Source organism: Myxococcus sp. CA033, assembly GCF_013336625.1.
Lineage (GTDB): Bacteria > Myxococcota > Myxococcia > Myxococcales > Myxococcaceae > Myxococcus > Myxococcus llanfairpwllgwyngyllgogerychwyrndrobwllllantysiliogogogochensis.
In genome coordinates, this window is the sequence record NZ_JABUMU010000022.1 from 16,356 (window position 1) to 37,035 (window position 20,680).

At 69.4% G+C, this 20,680-nt stretch carries 17 protein-coding genes; 11 read left to right on the forward strand and 6 right to left on the reverse strand.

What is annotated here, in order from left to right; translation table 11 throughout:
* Window positions 1-113 precede the first annotated feature (113 nt).
* The 3 genes from HUA78_RS34855 to HUA78_RS34865 form a co-directional block, all read right to left on the reverse strand.
* Entirely contained in the window at window positions 114-869 is a 756-nt protein-coding gene (locus HUA78_RS34855; protein WP_254614617.1) for a hypothetical protein, read from the reverse strand.
* Between the two features lie 205 nt (window positions 870-1,074).
* Entirely contained in the window at window positions 1,075-2,502 is a 1,428-nt protein-coding gene (locus HUA78_RS34860) for a hypothetical protein (RefSeq protein ID WP_174478152.1), read from the reverse strand.
* Window positions 2,503-2,731: 229 nt separating this feature from the next.
* Window positions 2,732-4,222 carry a glutamate--cysteine ligase gene (locus HUA78_RS34865; protein WP_174478153.1) on the reverse strand — a complete coding sequence of 497 codons (1,491 nt, stop codon included), beginning with the start codon at window positions 4,220-4,222 and terminating at the stop codon, window positions 2,732-2,734.
* Between the two features lie 164 nt (window positions 4,223-4,386).
* Here HUA78_RS34865 and rlmN point away from each other — a divergent pair, with 164 nt between their 5' ends.
* Window positions 4,387-5,466 carry a 23S rRNA (adenine(2503)-C(2))-methyltransferase RlmN gene (rlmN, locus tag HUA78_RS34870; protein ID WP_174462973.1) on the forward strand — a complete coding sequence of 360 codons (1,080 nt, stop codon included), beginning with the start codon at window positions 4,387-4,389 and terminating at the stop codon, window positions 5,464-5,466.
* A gap of 197 nt (window positions 5,467-5,663) precedes the next feature.
* Window positions 5,664-6,047, forward strand: coding sequence for a hypothetical protein (locus HUA78_RS34875; RefSeq protein WP_141641950.1), 384 nt, complete (start codon window positions 5,664-5,666; stop codon window positions 6,045-6,047).
* On the opposite strand, the gene HUA78_RS34880 is transcribed toward HUA78_RS34875, so the two are convergent.
* Both HUA78_RS34880 and HUA78_RS34885 read right to left on the reverse strand, forming a co-directional pair.
* Entirely contained in the window at window positions 6,037-7,659 is a 1,623-nt protein-coding gene (locus HUA78_RS34880; protein ID WP_174462974.1) for an adenylate/guanylate cyclase domain-containing protein, read from the reverse strand. The genes HUA78_RS34875 and HUA78_RS34880 overlap by 11 nt on opposite strands.
* 31 nt (window positions 7,660-7,690) lie before the next feature.
* Window positions 7,691-8,545, reverse strand: coding sequence for a metallophosphoesterase (locus tag HUA78_RS34885; RefSeq protein ID WP_174478154.1), 855 nt, complete (start codon window positions 8,543-8,545; stop codon window positions 7,691-7,693).
* A 347-nt stretch (window positions 8,546-8,892) separates the two neighbouring features.
* On the opposite strand from HUA78_RS34885, the gene HUA78_RS34890 reads away from it, so the two are divergent.
* Both HUA78_RS34890 and HUA78_RS34895 read left to right on the forward strand, forming a co-directional pair.
* Window positions 8,893-9,807, forward strand: a complete 915-nt coding sequence (locus HUA78_RS34890) for a hypothetical protein (RefSeq protein ID WP_174478155.1) — start codon at window positions 8,893-8,895, stop codon at window positions 9,805-9,807.
* A gap of 417 nt (window positions 9,808-10,224) precedes the next feature.
* Window positions 10,225-11,079, forward strand: coding sequence for a hypothetical protein (locus tag HUA78_RS34895; RefSeq protein ID WP_174478156.1), 855 nt, complete (start codon window positions 10,225-10,227; stop codon window positions 11,077-11,079).
* Window positions 11,080-11,087: 8 nt separating this feature from the next.
* Here HUA78_RS34895 and HUA78_RS34900 read toward each other — a convergent pair whose 3' ends face one another.
* A complete protein-coding gene (locus HUA78_RS34900; protein WP_254624067.1) occupies window positions 11,088-13,097 on the reverse strand; it encodes an AsmA family protein in 2,010 nt (669 codons plus the stop codon).
* 307 nt (window positions 13,098-13,404) lie between these two features.
* Here HUA78_RS34900 and HUA78_RS34905 point away from each other — a divergent pair, with 307 nt between their 5' ends.
* From HUA78_RS34905 to HUA78_RS34935, 7 genes are all read left to right on the forward strand, one after another.
* On the forward strand, window positions 13,405-13,704 hold the full coding sequence (locus tag HUA78_RS34905; protein WP_174454705.1) for a DUF378 domain-containing protein: 300 nt from the start codon (window positions 13,405-13,407) through the stop codon (window positions 13,702-13,704).
* Window positions 13,705-13,807: 103 nt separating this feature from the next.
* The gene (locus HUA78_RS34910) at window positions 13,808-15,019 is read left to right on the forward strand and encodes a PEGA domain-containing protein (protein ID WP_217442712.1); all 1,212 of its coding nucleotides are present in this window, start codon (window positions 13,808-13,810) and stop codon (window positions 15,017-15,019) included.
* Window positions 15,016-15,963: a tRNA glutamyl-Q(34) synthetase GluQRS gene (gene gluQRS / locus HUA78_RS34915; RefSeq protein WP_174478158.1), complete on the forward strand. Its 948-nt coding sequence runs from the start codon at window positions 15,016-15,018 to the stop codon at window positions 15,961-15,963. Before HUA78_RS34910 ends, gluQRS begins: the two co-directional genes overlap by 4 nt.
* Before the next feature lie 135 nt (window positions 15,964-16,098).
* A complete protein-coding gene (locus HUA78_RS34920; RefSeq protein ID WP_141649077.1) occupies window positions 16,099-17,043 on the forward strand; it encodes a hypothetical protein in 945 nt (314 codons plus the stop codon).
* A gap of 188 nt (window positions 17,044-17,231) precedes the next feature.
* Complete coding sequence (locus HUA78_RS34925; protein ID WP_174478159.1) at window positions 17,232-19,070, forward strand: patatin-like phospholipase family protein; 1,839 nt, start codon at window positions 17,232-17,234, stop codon at window positions 19,068-19,070.
* A gap of 63 nt (window positions 19,071-19,133) precedes the next feature.
* Window positions 19,134-19,760: an AgmX/PglI C-terminal domain-containing protein gene (locus HUA78_RS34930; RefSeq protein ID WP_174454701.1), complete on the forward strand. Its 627-nt coding sequence runs from the start codon at window positions 19,134-19,136 to the stop codon at window positions 19,758-19,760.
* Window positions 19,761-19,802: 42 nt separating this feature from the next.
* Window positions 19,803-20,639 (forward strand): GNAT family N-acetyltransferase, encoded by an 837-nt coding sequence (locus HUA78_RS34935; RefSeq protein WP_174454700.1) that lies wholly within the window; start codon window positions 19,803-19,805, stop codon window positions 20,637-20,639.
* The last annotated feature ends 41 nt before the right edge of the window (window positions 20,640-20,680 follow it).

Sequence of the window (20,680 nt, forward strand, 5' to 3'; positions counted from 1 at the left end):
CGTAGCCCCTCGTCTCCGCGCGCGGCCATTCAACCTCGTCGAAGCTCACTGCATGACTCCCACTTCGGAGTCATCCCTGCTCGCGGCGCGCCCAGCTCACGCCGCGTTCCGGACTACTGAACGCTCACTTCGACTTCGACGCTGCCGCCGTTCACCGTGCGCAGGAAGGTGACGGTGCCGCGCTCGGTCCACTTCGGAGAAGTGCCCTTGCCCAGGCTGTACGCGGAGGCGACGCCGAGGCTCTGGTTGAAGCTCATGACGCGAACCTCGCTGTCGCTCGTCTGCGACGTGAAGTAGACGATGATGCGGCGATCATTCGGCGCCCACTGCACGCCGGTGCTGCTCGCGGGCGTGGGGACGAAGGCCGGGTCATTGGTCTGGGTGCAGCCCGCGTTCGTCAGCTGATCCAGGTCCTTCCCATTGGCCTTCACGCTCCAGAACGAGGAGAGCCCCGAGCGCTTCTTCGACTGGAACAGGATGCGCTTGCCGTCCGGCGTCCACGACGGGTCCTGGTCGTCATGGCCCGACGTCAGCTTGTCGTCCTTGCCGTTCTTCACGTTGTAGACGTGCAGCTCCGTGCGCGTCACCGCATCGCCCGCCTTCCACGAGTCGGGCAGCTTCGCGTAGACCACTTCACGGCCATCCGGAGACACCGACGGCGCGCCGCTGCGCTGGGCGATCATCGTCGGCTTGCCATCCTGCACCGCGTACAGCGACTGGCTGCCGGTCAGGTAGACGATGATGCGGCGGTCGGCGACGAGTCCTTCCACTTCCAGGGCGCCGGACTGCTCCACCACGACAACGTCCTGCGTGGAAGCGGCTTCCAGGTCCGCGTCTCCGCACGCGGTCAGCGCCAGGGAAGAAGCCATCCACATCACGAGGGTCCCACGACGGGCGAGGCTTCGGACTTCATTCGGATGCATACGGTCCTCTGAGTGAAATTTCCGCTGCTGAGTACGAATAGTGACAAACCAGTCTGACCCGCACTCACAGGTATTTCACGTCAATAGGCGTGAACAATCCACCCAGTCTCAATTGACCCGCTGAGTAGCTGACGCCGCCTCTCGCACCGCGTCACCGCGTCACGAACAGCGACGGCACACGCGCTGCGTCGTCACCGAGGACTTCAGAGAGAACCTGGTATGCAGGAGTAGGAAGCGTGGCACCGGCGCGTGCACAGCGGGCGGCCTCGTCCAATGTGCGTGCGGGCGTGGTGCAGTAGGACTCGCGCCAGTGTTCCTGGAGCGTCTGGGCGAAGCGCGCGCTCATCTGTTCCACGCGCGCCTCGAGCCAGGACTCCGGCGGCGTGAAGTTCGCGCGGCGAGGGGACACGTCGCCGGGGCCGAAGGTGACGTCGTGCTCGTACGCGGACTCGGACAGGTGGTCCTGGAGCACCGCCGACATGGGCCCACGCCGGGCATCCAGTACGCCTGATGACGACAAGGTGAGCTCGTGTTCCACCGACAGACGCAGTGCGTGGAACTCGAAGGTGCGAGCTACATCTCTGTAGCGCGTCACGGCGACGGTGAAGCTGCGGGTGTACGTGTGCACCTTGGTCACCTTGCGCGTCTTCTTCTCGCCGTTCTTGTCCGTGTACTCCTCTTCCACGTCATAGGGCACCTCCACCGTCTCCGTGCGCTCCTCGTGGTCGGTGTAGGGGACCTTCTCGGTATAGGGGGCGGTCAGCTCGACGGAGCGGCTGTCGCGGAGCGTGGTGAAGCGGCCGGCCAGCGACAGCTCGGGATGGTGGCTCGCGGCGGGAGAGAACCAGGGCGAGGACTCGAAGGCGCGCGTGAGGCGGGTGCGCAAAAGCTCCATGCGCGCGGAGTCCAGGCCGCCCACCTGGCCCGTCCATGATGGCGCCGCGGTGAGTTCGGGCGCTGGCGGCGGCTCGGGAGCGAACTCGCGCCAGTGACGGCAGTAGCGCGACACGAGTTCCCGCCAGTGGGGCGCGTCGTCCGAGGGCACGTCGCGCAACCGCTGGCACACCTCCTTGCCGCTCTGGACCACCACGGACTCCATCTCCCGCTGGATGACGACCATCTCCTTGTGTGAGAGCAACGGCCGCTTGCGCACGAGCGTCTCCTCCGCCGTCAGCGCGAGCCCCAGCTTCGCGGGACTGCTGATGGTGAGCCGCAGGTGTTTGTGCGTGCCCTCCATCTCCTCCAGCAGAGAGCTCTCCAGGCCACCGTTGAGCTTGGAGTTCCACTGCGCGCGGCGGTCGAGGAAGCGCAGGAGGTCGTCCTCCGCCTTCTCGTCGATGCCCTCCAGGCGATAGCGCCGGGCGTTGCCCAGCAGCTGTCCCAGTGCCTTGCCGCGCAGGCCGTCGCGCTCGGAGACGAGTTCCTTCTCGAAGGGGTTCTTGGTGACGAGCTCGTCGTAGATGGCGGCGGCCTCCACGAACTGGCCGTTGCGCGCCAGCTCATCGGCACGACCGCGCAGGGTGGCACAGGCACTACCGAGAACGACGAGCAGCAACAGCGGCGGAAGGAGTCTGAACATGAGCGCGGAGGCAGGGGTGCTCGGCCGCTGACGCGGCGGGCAGCCGGATATTCAACCCGAGCCGGGCCTGCTCGCAATGAACAACCCGCCGAACGACGGCCCGGCGGGTCTCACGCCCCGTGCGCTGGAGACGAGGCGAGTGGAGCTTCCGCGAGGCGTCAGCCGCTTCGGGCCTCACGCGCGCCGCCACGCGGGACGCCAGGCAGGCGGAAGCTCCTTTCGAGCGCGCTCACCCCACGGGCCATTCGTGCACGGGGCGCCCCGAGGCGGCGTGCTCCAGGTAGCGCTCCAGCATCGCGGCCAGCGCATCCTGTCGTGGCATCTGCGCCTCCAGGTGGGTCAGCATCTGTCGCTGCCAGCGCGCGCCCGTGCGCCGCAGGTCCACGCGCTGGGAGATGATGTCGAGCATCCGGTTCGCCTCGTCGACCTCCACGCCCGCCGACAAGAGCCCCCGTCGGGCCACCGGGATGAGCTGGCGCAGCAAGTCCACCACGGGCACGACGCGCGGGCTCGGCGCGGACTCGCCCGGCCACAACAGCTCCGCGTCCAGCCCCCGCCGCGACGCACGCATGAAGTTCCCCGCAGCATGCGCGAAGGGCAGCGCCGGCAGGAGCGCATCCATTCGCTCGGCCAACCCGAGCGTCAACCCCAGCAGGAAGGCGCCATTCGCCACCATGTCCACGACCGTCGGGCCCGCGGGCAACGCGCGCAGCTCGATGCGCAGGTGGCCCTCGTCCTTCGGGTCATAGACCGCGCGATTCCAGGTCCACACGGTGCCCTGGTGCAGCCGCAGCTCCTCCAGGCCGGGCACGCCCCCCGCCGCCACGCGCTCCAGCGGAGACTCGTGCCCCACGACCGGCAACAGCGGCGCATGCAACGCCACGGCCTCGGCGAACAACTCGTACGCGCCCTCGCGAGCCCACCCGTGTCCGAATGTCACGCGCGCGTGGGGTTGGAAGCCGCCCTCTCCCGGCTCGCCCCGGTCATCCACCGCCTGACGGAACAGCGCCACCCGCGTCTCGTCCCAGAGCTTGCGCCCCAGGAACAGCGGCGAGTTTCCGGAGACGGCCAGCGCCGGCGCGGTGGCCAGCTGCGCGGCGTTGTACAGGCGCGCGAAGTCCTTCGGCGTCACGCGCAGGTGGAACTGGAGCGACGTATTCGCTCCCTCCAGCGTCACGTCGTCCCACGCGAGCTTCAGCGCCTCCTCTTCACCGGTGATGGCCACCTGGAAGGGCGCCGCGCGCCGCTGACGGATGGCCGCGTTGAGCGCGTGGTAGCGCGGCTGGGCGGTCAACGCGTTGGGGCCCAGGTCCGCCTCGCGCAGCGTGGGGAGGATGCCAATGGCCGCCACCCGCGCCCCCTGCGTCGCCGCCGCGCGTCGCACCTCGGCGAGCGAGTCCTCGAACTCCGCCTCCAGCGCGGTGAAGGGCCTGCCCGCCAGCGGACCGGGGCGCAGGTTCACCTCCAGGTTGAAGCGGTCCATCTCCAGCGTCACGCGCGGGTCCACCGTCTGCGCGAGCACCTGCCGGTTCACCGGCAACGGAAAGCCCCGGGCGTCCACGAGGAACAGCTCCAGCTCCGCGCCAATCGTCGTCGGCCCCTCACCGAAGCCCGGCCGCGCCAGGAGCACACGCAGCGCCTCCAGGTTCTCGTCGAGCCGCCGCGAGAACCGCGCGTAGTCTCCTGGAAGGAATTCCTCCTGCTCAATCGCGAGCCCCATGGCCGGACAGGATGTGCACGGTCGCCCGCACCGGCAGCACGCGCCGGGGGCTCGCCGGGTCGCCCGCCAGGCATGCCGGGTGGGAGTCTTCGCGCGCCCCGTGCCCAGCGGCCCGCGCGGCCCCGGGTGACGCCGGCCCGGGTGTGTTATCTGGGGCCCTGGCCATGCCGTCCGACACGCCCACCAACCTCTACGATTTGACGCGGCCCGCGCTGGGCGCGCTGCTGTCCGACTGGGGCTTCCGGCCCCACCACCGCGACGTGCTGTGGTCCGGGCTGTACCGTCAGCAGGCTCAAGCGCTCGACGAAGTGGAGGGCCTGCGCTCCGACTTGCGCGACACACTGCGTGAGCGCACCCGATTGAGCCACCTGGCCACGCACCACGAGGCCTTCAGCTCCGACGGCTTCACCCACAAGCTCCTGCTGCGCCTGGAAGACGGCCAGACGATTGAAACCGTCCTCATGCGTTTCAAGGGACGTGCGACGGTGTGCATCAGCACCCAGGCCGGGTGCGCCATGGGCTGTGTCTTCTGTGCCACGGGACAGATGGGTCTTTCGCGCCACCTCACCCCCGGCGAAATCGTGGGGCAGATCCTCCACGTGCAGCGCATCCTCCGCGCGTCCGGCGAGTCGCTGCGCAACGTCGTCCTCATGGGCATGGGCGAGCCGCTGCACAACTACGACAACACCCTGGCCGCGGTGGATGTCCTGGTGGACCCGTTGGGCCTGGCGCTGGCGCCGCGCTTCATCACGCTGAGCACCGTGGGCGTAGTGCCCGGCATCCGCCGGCTCGCGGACGAGGACCGTCCGGTGCAGCTGGCCGTCAGCCTCCACGGCGCCACCGACGCGGAGCGCGCCGCGCTGGTGCCCGCGGGACGTCGCTGGCCGCTGGCCGAGCTGATGGACGCGTGCCGCTACTACATCGCCCGACGCAAGCGCCGCATCTTCTTCGAGTGGACGCTCATCGCGGGCCGCAACGACACGTCGGAGCACGCGCACACGCTGGGCGCGCTGCTGGGCGGCATGGACGCGCACGTCAACGTCATCCCCCTCAATCCCACCGTGGGCTACGACGGTGACCCGAGTCAGCCCGCATCGGTGCGCGCCTTCCAGGACGTGCTGATGTCGCACGGTGTCCCCAGCACCGTGCGTCAACGCCGGGGCATCGACATCGACGCGGGTTGTGGTCAGCTCAAGTCCGCCGTGGAGCGACGCTCCCGCCGTTCACTTCCCACCAGCCCGTGAGCAGGTGGCGGGTTGGGCGCGCGCATGTCAGGCGCCCCCGTTAACGTGCGCCGCCGGCGAATGCGGTCCCGGTCCCACACCAGATTTCGCAAGCTTGTGTCGTTGGCGGACACCCGCGAGGTTTCCGTGGGGGGCCTCTTGCACGCTCCATGGCCGTGGGCACATTCTTTCCATCGGCTTCCCAGGGGAGGTGGGCGATGCTTTCCATCCAGGAGCACGCAACGACGGAAGAAGCGAGCAGCGACCTGCTCGACTTCATCCTCCAGCCGTCCAACTGGCTCGCGGTCATTCGTCGGGAGACAGACCCCGCCGCGTGGCCCGGGCAGAACACGCTCTATCAACGACGCGTGGGTGCGCTGCGCATCTGCGCTTCCGTCGACGTCTCCGACGGACTCGAAGTCTCGCTCCACATCGCGTTCCGCGCGCCGGGCCTCACGCCGGTGAAGGCCGCGGACCATCTGGAGAGCTTCCTCAAGCAGCGGCTGCCGCTGACACCCAACTCCGAGTGGCAGGTGGAAGTGGACGAGCGCCGGTGGATTCACTTCTCCCGGCGCTACGCGGCCTCGCACCTCACGGCGTGAGCGGCTCCAGGCGGTAGTGGCGCAGGGGCTGCGCCACGTTCTTCACCGGTGTCTCCGCGAGCGCGCCGAAGCGCAGTCGCTGGACGAACGGCTCCCGCGAGCCCACCAGTGCCTCCCGCGCGCTCGCCATCACCAGCGTCTCCCGGAAGCCCGCGAGCGACTGGAGTCGCGCCGCCTGGTTCATCCCACTGGAGAACGCCGTGTACTGCCGGTTGGGGCCGAAGAGGCCGCAGTTGGCGTTCGCCAGGTTGACGCCGACAGCGACTCCCAGGCCCGGCAGCTTCACGCGTTCGCACAGCGCCATCACTTCCTCGCGAGCGCCCAGCGCGGCGGTGAGCGCCTGGATGTCACACGCTGCGCGCACCGCTGCCTGCGAGCGCTCCACGCGGCTGGACTTGAAGAAGGGCGGGCCGAAGAGGCCGATGACGCAGTCGCCCACCATCTTGTCGAACACACCGCCGTGCTCCCAGATGCAGTCCACGGCGCGCGCGCTCCACTCATCCACGAAGCGGGCGATGCTGCGCGGACTGTCGAAGCCGTGCTCGCAGATGCGGGTGAAGCCGTTGATGTCCGCGAAGAGGATGCCCACTTCCTGGTCTTGCGCGCGCAGGTGCTGGGCGTAGTTGGGGTCCTGCAACAGCGCGTCGATGATGGCGTTGGGGAAGAACTGCGACAGGTGGATGCGCTCGCGGTTGTAGTCGAGCAGGCGCTGGCTGAGCGTGGAGGCCAGGACGCGGATGAGGTCCATGGCGTAGGCGGAGAAGCCCTCGTCGCAGGAGACCGCGATTTTGCCCAGGGGCTCGCTGGTGGCGGCGCCGGAGATGAGCACCGCCTCGGTGGTGCGGCCGGGGAGCAACTGGCGCAGCGCGGAGACCTCGGCGGCCAGGAGCCGGTGGCCGTGCTGGCGCAGGGCCTTCTCCAGGTCCGGACTGGGCTGCTCGCCGCTTTCGAACTCCAGGTGGCCGTGGCGGTACATGCGGTAGTGCAGCACCTGCGCCCGCACCGCGTCGCGGTAGAGCAACAGGAAGGTCGGCAGGCGCACGCGCTGGGCCAGCGTCAGCACCGCCTGGTCCATGCCCACCTCGAACACGGGGTTGGCCAGGTGCGCGTTGCACTGGATGATGAGCTGGTGCTTCTCCGACGCGGTGTGGACCATGCACAGCACCGTGTCGAGCTGCTCGGCGATGGTGTCCAGCACGCGCAGGACTCGCGCCGAGGCCTCCGGTGACGCGTGGTCCCCGGTGAAGAGCAGGCCGAAGGAGCCCACGCGGTCTCCAGCGACGTCGAGCGGCTGGGTGACGAGCGTCGCCTCTCCCAGGCGCCGGACGCCGGAGGGGCCTTCCAGCAGGGGCCCGGGGAAGTCCTCGCCCCAGTCTCCCTCGCACCAGGTCTGCACTCGCAGGTCCTCGTCACGCGTCGTCAGCGCCACGGCGCGGGCGCCGGTGAGGGCGAGGATGGGCGGGAAGCAGCGGCGGAAGGACTGGGTGAGGTTCTCTCGTTCCCTGAGGCTCTCTTCCAGCAGGTCATCCACGGCGCGCTGAAGGGCGCGCAGCGCCTTGTACTCTTCCAGACTCAAATCCGTGGACGGCGGTGCGTGCGGCGGATGCGTCATGAGCGCGTTCTACCGCCATGGACGCTGGCTGTCACAGGGCCGGCGTCTGGGGCTGCCCGCCCAGCACCTGCCCCCCGGCCACCTCGATGAGCCAGTAGCCCTCGTGGCCGGCCTCGGTGGAGGAGCCCGCGCCGAAGATGTGGGGGCGCTCGGCGGTGGCGGGGTGGTGGTAGCGCTGGTGGATGTGGCCGTGGAGCACCGCGTAACGCGGGCCGGGGAGCAGGCGCAGCAGGGCCTGGGCGTCTCGCAGGCCGTGGTGCCAGTGGTCCGCTTGTCCCTTGCGCGTCAGGGGCGCGTGGTGGACGACGACGAACACGGCGCGCCCGTCCAGCCGAGGGTCCTTCAGCAGGGCCGCCAGCCCCCCGAGTTGAGCGTCGCCGATGACGCCGTAGGACAGACCCGGGGTCAGCGGGACGCGGGCGGACAGCAAGCCCACCACGGCGGCCTCGGTGCCCACGAGGCGCACGAAGGGGAAGGCACCTTCGCGGCGGTACTCTGGAAGGTCGCTCTCCAGCAGGTGACCGAAGTGGCTCGCGAAGCGGCCCTTCTGGTGACTGCCCGGCGTGTAGACGTCGTGGTTGCCGGGGATGATGGTGCAGCGGCGCGGGTCGTCCGCCAGGGAGCCCAGCGCTTCGCGCGCGCCTCGGAACTCGCTGTCGAGCGCGTAGGCGGTGAGGTCACCGGAGAGGATGAAGTGGTCGGCCGTGTGGCGTTGCACCTCGCGGGCGATGGCGGAAAGGGCGTGGGGGGCGCGGGCGTAGCGCTTCGCGCGGCCACCCACGGTGAGCTCGGCCAGGGCGACCCAGCGACGCCAGCCGAGCCGGCGCAGGGGCAGCGCGAAGTAGTCGTCGGTGATGTGGACGTCGGAGCAGTGGATGAAGCGCATCGAATCTCCCGCCCGGGCAACGGCCGGCCGGGTGCCGGCATTCTCCCTGGATGCGGATGGAGGGGAAGAGACATCTCTGTGCGAGCAGGCGGCCCCGGGCGGGCTTGTGACGGAACCATGATGGAGACATGGACCCCAGTCGGCCTCCGGGTCGATGAGGGTTGGGATGCTTCTCCTCCTCAGGAGGAACGTCCATGTGTGAGCAGCCCCCCGCCCCGGTTCTCGATGGCACTCCCACGCGCGACGCCTGGTGGCCCGGCTCCGAGGCAACACGCGGACTGCTGGCGCTGACCCTGGTCGGACTGCTCATCCACGTCCCGCGCGCCGAGGCCTATCCCATCCCACCCGTGACGCTGTGGCCTTTGACGCAAGAGGCGGAGCTCATCGTCTGGGCAGACGTCGAGCGAGTGCACATCGCGCCAAGAGAACGCGATGAGCAGGGGATGCCATGGGACGACGACGAAATCGCGACGCTGAAGATCCGGGAGACGTGGAAGGGTTCGGTGCGTCCCGGGGAGCACGTCGAGGTGCTGTTCTCATCGGACATCCTGTGCCCGGCGCCACCTCGCTACGAAGCCGGGCGTTCGGTCATCGCGTTCCTGTCCAGCGGGAACGGTCGCTGGTGGACCGTGGGCATGTCCTACGGAACGCGCCATCCGACGAACCCCGCCGATGTCGATGCGTATCGGCGGGCGGTGACGGCCGCCCGGGATGCGCAGGCCCGCTCGGCACCACTCCAGCGCAGGGAGACTGCCAACAGCGAGCAGGAACACCTGGACTGGCAGGTACGCGCCGCGCTTCATCCGGCGACACGCTGGGATGGACTGTACGAACTGTCACAGGGAGCCGCCGCGCTGACACGAGCCCAGCGACAGCAACTGACGCACGGCTTCGCGAAACAGCCATCGTTTGACCTCACGGTGGCGCAGATGCTCACCACCCTGCGTGGCTTCCCCAACAAGGATCTCGACCGGGCCACCGCGAATGTCCTCGAGACAGTCTTCGTGGAGCAGGGGGCGCCCCCCTGGATATCCAAGGCCTTCGACCTGCTGCGCGAACGTCACGGCGAGAAGCCCGAACCACGGACCCCTTGGTACAAGAGAGTGCCTTCGAAAAGCCCCATTGAAGCCAAGGCGGAACAAGCCAGGGCTCTCGCTCGGGACTGGCTGAGCTTCAAGAAGCGTCATGGACTGAAGCCCCGACGGCTCGTGTTTCTCGCCGCGCCCCTCGTCGACGAAACAGGGGGTACCATCCCCTTCTAGTGGCGGACGGTACCCTCCGTGCGCGACTCGCGCCCATGCCCCGACCCTCATTCTTGCCGCGTTGGTGGAGGCCGTCGCGCGTACGCGGAGGCTGCAACCTGGGCGGCCTCGTGATGAAAGCATGATGCAGCGATGGAGTCCGCGTGAGCGACCTCCATGCATGGAACGGGATGTTCCTGCTTCACAGGAGCTGCCCTCATGCGTGAACAATCGCCCCTCGCACTTCGAACCGCGCCATCCACACTCGCTGCTTCTCGGTGGACAGCCGCCAGAGCGACACATCAACTTCTCGCCCTGACACTCGTCACGGTGCTCAGCCATGCGCCCCAAGCCAGGGCCTCATTCCCCGCTCCGCCGCATACGCTTTGGGAGCAGGCGCACGAGGCCCAGCTCATCGTCTGGGCAGAAGTCGAGAGCGTGCGCGAGCGGCCAAATGATCCGGAGGACTACGTGGGGTTGGGATACGTCACCAGCGTGACCCTGGAGGTTCGTGAGACCTGGAAAGGCTCGGTACGCACCGGAGAGCGCGTCGAGACATTCATCCTGTCCGCGAGCCCATGCGACACGAATGTCCAGGTAGGGCTTACGGTCGTCGCGTTCCTCAACAAGGAGGATGGCCAATGGGTGCCCGTGTGGCCGTTCTGTGGGACGCGCTTCGCAGCCAGCGACTCGGATGTGGCAGCCTACCGACGGGTGATCACAGCGGCCCGGCAGGCACTGGACCGATGGATTCAGGCACGACTCGCTGGGGAGACACCCGACTTCGAGGAGGCGCACTCGGACTGGAGGGTGCTCGCCGCCATCCATCCCGTGACACGCTGGGATGGCGTGTCCGACCTGGGGTCCGAAGAGTTCGATGCGGTCCATTCATTCTACGACCCACGAGCGCCTCCGGACAGGTCGCGGGTCCAAGGCTATCGCGAGGAACTGGCTCGCGACGTCGTCGCCTATCCCTCCTTCGACAACACCTTCGCGCTGTTGCTCAAGCTCCTTCGCGGCTTTCCCAGCAAGGACGTCGACCGAGTGGTCGCGAATGTCCTCGAGACGGTCGTCACCGAGAGCCCTCCACCCCACTGGGCCATCTTGGCCTTCGACCTGCTGCGCGAACGAATGGGTGAGCACCCCTCGCCACGTCCCCGTTGGAGCTACTCGTCGGAAAAGAGCTTCTCTGAAATCGAAGCCGGGAACGCCCAGGACTTCGTGCGCGAGTGGCCGGACTTCAAGCAACGTCACGGCCTGAAGCCCCAGCCCATCCAACCTCCCGCGAAGTAACCCGTCCCCTACTTCTTGCCGGGTCGCTTCAGGAGGTCACCCAGGCTCTTGCGCGCCTGGTTCACCGGGTCCTGGATGCTCTTGGGCACGGGCAGTGCCGGCAACAATCCCTTCGCGATATCCGTCGGGCCCCCCGCGTTCACCTTGGGCGACTTCAACGTTCCGGTGATGGTGAGCGGAATGGACACCGGCTCTTTCACTGGAACAGCCCCACCGGTGAGTCCCGAGACGAAATCCTTGGACGCCTCAATCGTGCCCTTGAGCGCCAACCGTTGATCCAACCCCACCCTGCCATCCAGCGTTCCGTTTCCCAGGTCGGTCTGGAACGCCATGGGCTTTGTGAAAGAAACCCAGCCGTTCCTGACGCTGAACCGTGCGTTCAAGTCCTTCAACTGCGTACCCTTCCCCGCCTTCTCCACGGTCCCCGCCGCCCCCTTCTGCCCCAGCGCCGAGAGTCCTTGCGACAGGGCCGGAGCCAACGCGCCCCCCAGGTCCGCCGTCGTGAGCGCGCCGTCGCGAAGACGCACGCTCCCTCCCCCCGTGACGCGGTCACGCACCTGCGCCCAATCCAGGCCACTTCCGTTGAGCTGCAGCTCTCCACTGGCGAGACCTTGCAACGACGACTGTCCAGACAGCGCCTGGAAGGCCTGCGCGGTGTTAATCCCGTCCAGGTTCGCCTTCAGCGTCCACGCGGGCTGCGACTTCGTGAGGTCCACCTTCGTCCCCGTGAGGTCCGCGCGCCCGCCATAGACCGTCGCCCCTCCTCGCTCGATGAGGAGCACCCCGTCATCCAGCTCCGCCTCCACGTCCACGTTCGTCGCCTGGAGTGTCCCGTGACGAAGGCTCGCGAGCTTGAGCGTCCCATCCACCTCCACCTTCCCGAGCCTCGCGCGTACAGTGGCGGGAAGCGCTGTGGTCGTGGTGGAGGACTCCTGCTTCTTCGGCTCGTTGGGAAGCGCCCCCAGCAGGTGCTGCAAATCGAGCTCCTTCCCCTCCAACGCGAACCGCACGCGCGGAGGCGCCATCTGCACCGAAGCCGTCCCGCCCAAATCGACACCTGGACCCGCGAGCGCGAGGCGCGTGAAGTTCACCTTCGCAGCCTTCGCGTTAGCGGGGTCGATGCGTGAGTTGAAATCGAACGAACCACTCGCCGGGTCCCCTCTCAGCTTCAGCCCCTTCGCCGCTCCATGGCCCGTGAGGACGTACTGTCCCTGGTCCGTCTTTACCTCCGCGTCGACATCCACCAACCCTCCCGTGAAGTAGGCGGTCGCCGAGGGCGGAAGGAAGTCGCGAATCTCGCTCACGGAGAAATCCCTTCCGCGCAGCTTCATCGTCACCGTGGGCCAGGGCTGACCGGGCGCGGGCTTGCCGGCGGGAAGTGGGTCCACCTTGAAGTCCGCCTCCACGTTCTGCTTCGAGGCCGCGACCGCCGCTTTCATCGTGCCCTCGAGCGGCAGGCCCGGCCCCACGTGCTTCAAGTCCACATCGAGGTCCCGGAGCGCGGCCACGGCCGTGCCCCCCGCCGCCTGCCTGTCCGTCACCTGAACGACGCCATCCTGAATCCGAAGGCTCTCGATGGAGGCCTCCGTGGAGGCCCCTGTTCCAGACTCACCGCTGGAGCTGCCCGGAGCACTCCCGACGGACTCGTAGTTCCACGTCCCGTCAGCGCGCCGGACCAGGTTGACCCGAGGCTCCTCCAGCTTCACCGCCCCCACGCGCACGTCCTTGCCGAGGCTCCGGATGAACGGCCACAACCGCACGGTGGCCGTCGCACGCGAGGCCTCCAGGAAGGGCGGCTCGTCGCCTTCACCCTCGGCCCGGAAGTTCGTCATCGTGGCGCCAGGCTTCGGGAACCACTGCGCATCCAGCTTCTCCAGAGTCACCTTGTGGCCAAGGGCCCGGGTGGCGGCCGTCTCGACCTGTCCGCGCAGACGCTGCGCGAGCCAGGAAGGGTTGAGCGCCAACACGCCGACGACCAGCACCAACGCCATGGCCACGACGCCGAGCGCGACCTTCAAGGCGCGATGCCGGGAGGGGTCTTTCCTGTTCCTCGCATCCTGTTTCATCGCCCCAACGATGAGCAGTCCCTGGCTTCGAGACGCCCCTCGGGAACTCGTGCCTCCGGTGGAACGCTCCCGTCCTCGTTGAGCATGGACGGGACACCTCGGCCGCAGCGCCGCGAACCACGAGGGCGGCCGGGCCATCGCGTCGAGCGCTCCAGGTGCTCCATAGATTGAAGACCGAGGGATACCGACGGTCCCCGCCCTCGATGAGAGGCACCGAGCACCTTCGGCTCACACTCTCGACAACACGAGGAGACAGGCCATGGAACGACTGGAAGCAGACCGACTGAAGTCAGTGCTCGCCAAGGTGATGGCCGTGCTCGCCATCATTGGCGCCATCAACTGGGGCCTGATTGGCTTCTTCAACTGGAACCTCGTGAACGCCATCTTCGGTGGCGACACGCAGGGGCAGGCGAGCGCCCTCTCGCGCCTCATCTACTGCATCGTGGGGCTGGCGGGCCTTGCGCTCGCGCTCACCTTCCCATGGCGTCGCATGGAGGCGACCACGACCACCACGACGACCACGCTGACAGGCAGGAGGACCATGAGCGGAAGGACCTGACATCATCGCGGCAAGACGAAGCCCCCGGCCCGAACATCGGCCGGGCGGAGCGCGGCACGCGGCTCCGTGCTAGGAATTCGGTCGGTTCCTCCCCGCTCCGACCATGACGCGACTCGCGCTCCTGCTCTGCCTCCTCCTGGGTGCCTCTTCCATCGCCGCGCCACGACGCGCGCCTCGGACGAAGGTGGCCGTGTTGCCCTTCCAGGCTGTCTCCGGAGACGTGCCCGCGCGCGCAGGTCCTCGACTCGCCGCGCGACTGGCCTCGGAAATCCACGGCATGGCGGGGCTCGCCCTCGCGGAGCCTCCCGTGCCGTCGCCCACCGACGTGAAGACGGACGCGCTCGCCGCCGCCCAGGCCGCCGTGCAGGAGGCCACCACCGCGCGCGCGGCCCGCGACTTCACCCGCGCGGAGACCGCCCTCGGACGCGCCCTGGACGCCTACGCCGCGAATGCCACCCACCTCCAGGACGGCGCCGAGCTCGCGGACACGTATGCCCTGCGCGCCGCCGTGCGCTACGCCATCGGTCGCGATGACGAAGCCGCGAGCGCCCTCACCCACGCGCTGGCAATCGCTCCAGGTCGTCCGCTGCCCCTCGCCGCCACCTCGCCCCTCTTCGCCCACACCGTCGAGCGCGTCCGCGCGGCCCATGCCACCCAGCCTCGCGGCGTCCTCCGCTTCGAGTCGTTTCCACAGGGCCTCGAAGTCACGCTCGATGGGTCCTCCGCGGGCACCACGCCTGTTCGTGTCACGCAGGTGCCTCCCGGTGCGCACCTGTGGCGCGCCACCCTTCCCTCCGGTGAGTCCGTGGGCGGCGTCGTGGAGGCACTCCCCGAGCGCGAAGTCACCTTCACGATTCAGCCGACTGGCACCGGCGCCACGGCCGCGCTGGCCCTCGCCCTCTCGGGCAATCGGCTCGACACCTCCGCGCTCCAGGCCGCATCGACGCTGGGACGCGAGGCGAGCGCGGACCTCGTCGTGTTCGGCACCCTGTCTCGCTCCGACACCGGGCTCGCGCTCGATGCCTTCGTGTTCGCGCCTGGGGACGCGGCGCCGCGCAGGCTGCCTCGCCTCGCGATGGACCTGGAGCTGCTCGACGCTGGTGAGCCCCTGCGCGCGCTCGCGGCCCAGCTGGCCTCGCGAGGTGTGGAGGCAGGGCTCACCGAAACACCGCCCCTGTCGCCCACGCCGGGTGCCTCGCGCGTCACTCGCGCCGCACAGAGCGTGTACGCCGTCCCCTTGTCGAACCCGGTGAAGCCCACGGCGCCCACCCGGAAGCCCGTGGACCCCATCCGCAGACCGCTGGTCCGGCCATGAGCGGCTTTCGCGGGCGCTTCGCCCCCAGCCCCACCGGGCGCATGCACCTGGGCAACATCCGCAGCGCGCTGCTCGGCTGGCTCCAGGCTCGCGCCGCCGGGGGCCGCTTCCTCTTGCGCATCGAGGACCTGGACCGCGCGCGCTGCAAGCCCCAGTACGTCGAGGACTTGATGGCGGACCTGCGCTGGCTCGGCCTCGACTGGGACGAGACACCCCTGGTCCAGAGTCAGCGCGATGACATCTATCGCGAGGCGCTCGCCACGCTGGAGAAAGAGGGCCTCGTCTATCCGTGCTTCTGCACCCGGGGCGAGATTGCTCGCGCCGCCAGCGCGCCCCACGGCCTGTCCGAGGAAGGCCCTCGCTACCCGGGCACCTGCGCCCACCTCACCGCCGACCAGCGGGCCGAGCGCGCGAAGACGCGAGCCCCAGCATGGCGCTTCCGCGCGCGGCCTGGAGAGGTGCGCTTCGTCGACGCGCTCATGGGGCCCTACTCGCAGGACGTGGACGCGGTGGTGGGCGACTTCGTGGTGCGCCGCAATGACGGGGTCGCCAGCTACCAGCTCGCCGTCGTCGTGGACGATGCCGCCACCGACATCACCCACGTGTTGCGCGGCGATGACCTGCTGTCGTCCACGCCCCGCCAGCTCCAGCTCTACACGGCACTGGGTGAGCAGGCGCCCGACTTCCTCCACGTCCCGCTCGTGAATGGAGAGGACGGCAAGCGCCTCGCCAAGCGCGAGGGTGCCTTCGCGCTCGCGGAGCTGCGCGAGCGAGGACTTGCTCCCGAGCGGGTGCTCGGCCTGCTCGCCGCATGGAGTGGCCTGGGCGATGGGAGTCCCAGGACACTCGACGCGCTGGTGCGCGCCTTCTCGCTGGAAGCCCTTCCCCGCTCGCCCGTGGTGGCGCGAGAGGCGGTGCTCATCGAGGCACTCGGCCTGCGGTGAGCCTTCGCCGTCCCCCTCCCACCGAGGGGGCGTCCTTGGGGTGAGGAATCGTCCGTTGCCCGACGATGCCCATGTTTGCCGCGGACCCGAGCACGCCCGTCCCTTGGGTGCTCACCGCGGCAGGAGGCCCGGCCCATGGCAACCACCATCGTGGAGAACGAGAAACCTGGCGTCATCGGCGCCAGCGCGGGAACGCCTTTCAAGTTGAGCTGGGGCGCCATTCTCGGCGGCACCGTCGTCGCGCTCGGCGTGCTCATCCTCTTGTACTCGCTGGGCCTCGCGCTCGGCCTGTCCTCCGTGGACCCGAGCAACCCCGACAGCGCGCGCTCCGCGGGCATCGGCACCGGCATCTGGGGCCTCATCGCGCCGCTCATCGCCCTCTTCATCGGCGGCTTCCTGGCCGCGAGGACCGCGGGCGTGGTGGACAAGGCCGGCGGCGCGATGCACGGCGCGGTGATGTGGGGCCTGACGACGATTGCCGGCGTCGTCCTCATGGGCATGGTCGTGTCCACCGTCGTCGGCACGGCGTTCAAGGCCACCACGGGTGTGGTGGGCGCCACCGGCGCGGCCGTGGCGGGCGCGGCCTCCCAGGGTGGGAACGCGGCCCAGGCGTTCGGCCTGGATGCCAACGACGCGCTCGGTCCCGTGAACGAGCGGCTCAAGGCCGAGGGCAAGCCGACCATCACCGCCAATCAGCTCGAGGCGGCCACCAAGGACATCGTCACCACCGCGGTGCGCACGGGGAACGTGGACCGCGAGCTGCTCGTCACCTCCATCGCGGAGAACACGCGGCTGTCGCGGCAGGACTCGGAGGACGTCGCCAACCGCGTCCAGATACAGATTGACGGCGCCAAGGCGAAGGTGGGGCAGGTGGGTGAGCAGGTGCAGCAGGGCGCGCTCCAGGCCGCCGACAAGACGGGGCGCGCCTTCTGGGGCGTCTTCGGCGCGCTGCTCCTGGGGCTCGTCGCCTCGGTGCTCGGCGCGGGGCTGGGGGTGAGCAAGCGCCAGCGTGTCCACGCGGAAGGGGCCATCTCCCCCACGCCGCGCACCACGACGACTCGCCGCGAGGTGTACCCGTAGGGCCCCTCGCCCTCCCGGGCCATGAAGTCCAGGAGCAGCGGGCCCACCTCTCCCCAGGGGTGGGCCTTTCGTTTGTCGCCCCTCCCGCGTGGGCCGCATGCGCTAACGTCCCCTTCGCGATGTGACGAAGGGGTGCCCCGCCGTCCGCTTCCCGGGCCCCCGCCATGCGCTCCTTGACGGGGGACCTCGTGAACCGAAGTAGCACGTACCTGCTGTGCCTCGCGGCGATGGCCGCCCTGTCGAGCGGCTGTTTCCTGCGAACCGGCTACATCCTCGATGAGCTCAACGCGCCCTCGGAGCCCAAGACTCCGCCGCTGCCCGTGTCCCTCCGGGAGCGCGTGGGGCGCCTGACGCGCTCGCACCTGGTGGACGCCTACGCGGACCCGGCGGAAGCAGCGAAGTGGATGTCCGCCCTGGGCGGCGCGTCCGAGGTCATCGCGGAGCAGGTGGAGTGTCTGCGAGCGAATGCGGGAGGCAGCAACTCCTCCTGTTACGACACCTTCTTGAAGAAGACGGTGGCGGGAGGAGTGTGGGGCCTGCCGGCGATGCCGGGCACGGTGGACCCGACCCGTCCCACGGCCGCCGAGGTCGACGCGCAGCGCTTCATCGGCAACGCGATGGGCATCGCCGCGTCGCTGGCCGCGCTGGGCGACTCGCTCCAGGACCCGATGAATCCCTTCCTGCTCAAGCAGGGCCTGCGTGAAGGCGCCGAGTCCGCCGCCCAGTACGTGAGCGCCCGCCGCTGGAGTCGCAAGCTGGGGCGTCCATCCAACGCGGTGGTGCTCAGCGGCGGCGGAGCCAATGGGGCCTTCAGCGCCGGCATCATGTGGCGGCTGCTCGGGGTGATGGAGCAGTGCCGGGGCAAGCCCGAGCCCGAGGGGTGCGGTGACGCGCGCATCGACCTGGCGGCGGGCACCAGCACCGGCGCGCTCATCGGCACGATGGTGGACCTGTTCCACACGCCCGGCCAGGAACAGAAGGCGCGGGACATGCTCCTCGGCAACTACACGTGCTCGGTGGAGTCGGACCTCTACTGCGTCAACTCGACGTGGATTTGGAAGATTGCCTCGGACCTGAAGGGGCTGGTCCGCTTCGACGGGGTGCAGGACAAGCTGCGCGCCGCCGTCATCCCCGCGCAGCTCACCAACGGCACGGAGTTGGTGGCCGTCTCGGTGGACTTCAACACCGGGGATGTCTTCGGCATCAGCGACCAGGACCCGGCGGACTTCCCGCCGACGGCGACGGACGCGCAGCGCGTGGACGGCCTCATCAACGCGGTGGTGGCGTCCATCGTCGAGCCGGTGCTCGCGGAGCCGGTGCCGTGGATTCCCTCGCGCTCGGGGCGCTACCAGGGCACGTTCCTGGACGGCGGAGTGCGCTCGGGGCTGCCGCTGCTCCAGGCCGTGCAGCGCGGCGCGGAGCGGGTGCTCGTCGTCTCGACGGGCGGCCTGGAGCCGACGCCCGAGCCTCCGCCGGAGAACGCGGTGAGCACGCTGCTGCGGACCATCGACCTGTTCGTCGCGCAGCCGCGCGTGGGCGAGGTGCAGCAGGCGGAGCTGGCCGCCGTGGGCCGGCGCTTCGCGGAGTACAACGTCTGCACGCTGCGGCTGGCGAACGTGGAGGCCCCCACCGCGGTGCCCACCTACTGCCGTCGCACGGGCACGGGCTTCGTGCCAACGGAGCCACGCTCACTCCAGGCCGCCACGAGCATGTGGATGGGGCCGGCGCGCTTCGAGCAGGTGGCGTCGAGCTGGCGCTCCTCGTGGATGTTCCGTCCGGAGTCGTCGCTGGCGACGGCGAGCGGCTATGCCTTCTCGCCGCGGGTGATGCGTCCGCTCTTCAAGGACGGGGTGAAGACCTTCCAGCAGCGGTGCGCGGAGGTGCTGCGTCTGTTCGAGATTCGCGGCACGCTCGCGGAGGCCGAGTGCGCCCGGCCCGTGGACGAAGTCGTCGCGGAGGCCGAGTCCCGCTTCGCCCCCGTGGGCCAATGCACGGACGGCAAGCCCGACCAGCGCTCCTGCGACTGAGCGCCCACGGGCGTCGACCCCCGGCATATCCTCCCCCGCCCTTCCCGCACCCCAAGAGCGTGTATGTCCCAACAGCGTTCCGCCACCCGCTGGGTCGTCCTCCCCCTGGTCTGCCTGGGCATCCTCGTCCTCCTGGCCGCCGTGGCCTTCTGGCTCACCCAGCCCGGTGACGCACCGCCTCCGGACGAGCCCCCCCCGCCCGTCGAGGCCCCCGTCCGCCCGGAGCCCACTCCGCCCGCGCGCCGGCCGCCCCCGGTGGTGCCGCCCCCCGCCTTCCCCTCCCCTCAGTCCGCCGTGCCCGTCCTCCCCGGCCCCGACCAGCCGGACCTGCGCCGCGTCATCACCACCGAGCCCGTCATCGAGTCCGTCGACGGTGACCTCCGCCCGGAGGACATCGAGGCCGCCATCAAGGCCGTCACTCCGCTCGTGCAGCAATGTTTCGAGGATTCCGCACAGCGGAACCGGGGCCCACAGGCCGTGAAGCTGCGCTTCATCGTGGAGGCCCGGGGTGGGGGCACCGGGGAGATGAGGGGGGGCGAGCTGCTGGTGAGCACCATTCCGGACCCGATGGTGCAGGCGTGCGTCGTGGATTCACTCCTGGACATCGGGTTCCCCACCCCTTCCCGGGGTGGAAAAGCGACGGTGGTGTATCCCTTCGAATTCCGCGTACCCATGGAGGCTGGCCCGTGAGCCCCGGTTTTGCGTATGGTCCCGAGGCCCTCACGCCCCTCAATGCCCGTCTCCGTCGAACAGCTTGGCCCCCAGGACGCGGACGCCCTGCGGGCGCTGCTTTCGAAGGACCCGGTCCACAACCTCTACCTGCTGGGGTTGCTGGAGGAGTTCGGCATCGCCGCGCGGGGCCGCATCCCCTTCGCCTTCTACGGCCGCTTCGACAACCAGGCGCTCACCGCCGCGGTCTTCGTGGGGGGTGAAGGGGGCCTCGTCGTCCCCAGCGCCAGCGACGCGGGCGCCACCAGCGTCATCGCGGACGCGTTGGCCTCCTCGCTGCGCCTGCGGGCCACCGTGGGAGACAAGTCCGCCGTGGACGCGCTCCTGCGCAGCCTGTCCCCCGGCAAGCCAAGGCTGTCTCGCACCCAGCGGTTGTTCTCCGTGTCCGCGGATGACCTGGGGCCCTTCACCAATCCCCTCTTGAGGCTGGCCCGCGAAGAGGACCTGCCCCGCCTGCTCCCCCTCGCGCAGGGCTACGTGCGCGAGGCGCTGGAGAGAGACCCGCTGTCGGAGGACCCGAGCGGCTACGAGGCGCGCGTCGAGCAGCGCGTGCGCCAGCGCCGCACGTACGTACTGGAGGAGAACAACGCGCTGGTGCTCAAGGTCGACATCGGCAGCCGCTCCCAGTACGGCGCGGAGCTGGAGGGCCTGTACACCGTGCCCGCCGAGCGCAAGAAGGGCCACGCGACGCTGTGCCTGGGACAGATTTCCCGGCACCTGCTGTCCTCGCTGCCCCGGCTGACGATGCGAATCGACGAGCGCGACGAGAGCACCGCGCGCATCGCCCGCAAGGTCGGCTACCTGGCCGGCCGCACGTGGCGCCTGGTGCTGGTGGAGTAGCTCGCGGCCCCAGGTACGGATGCGGTACGGTCCGCGCCCTC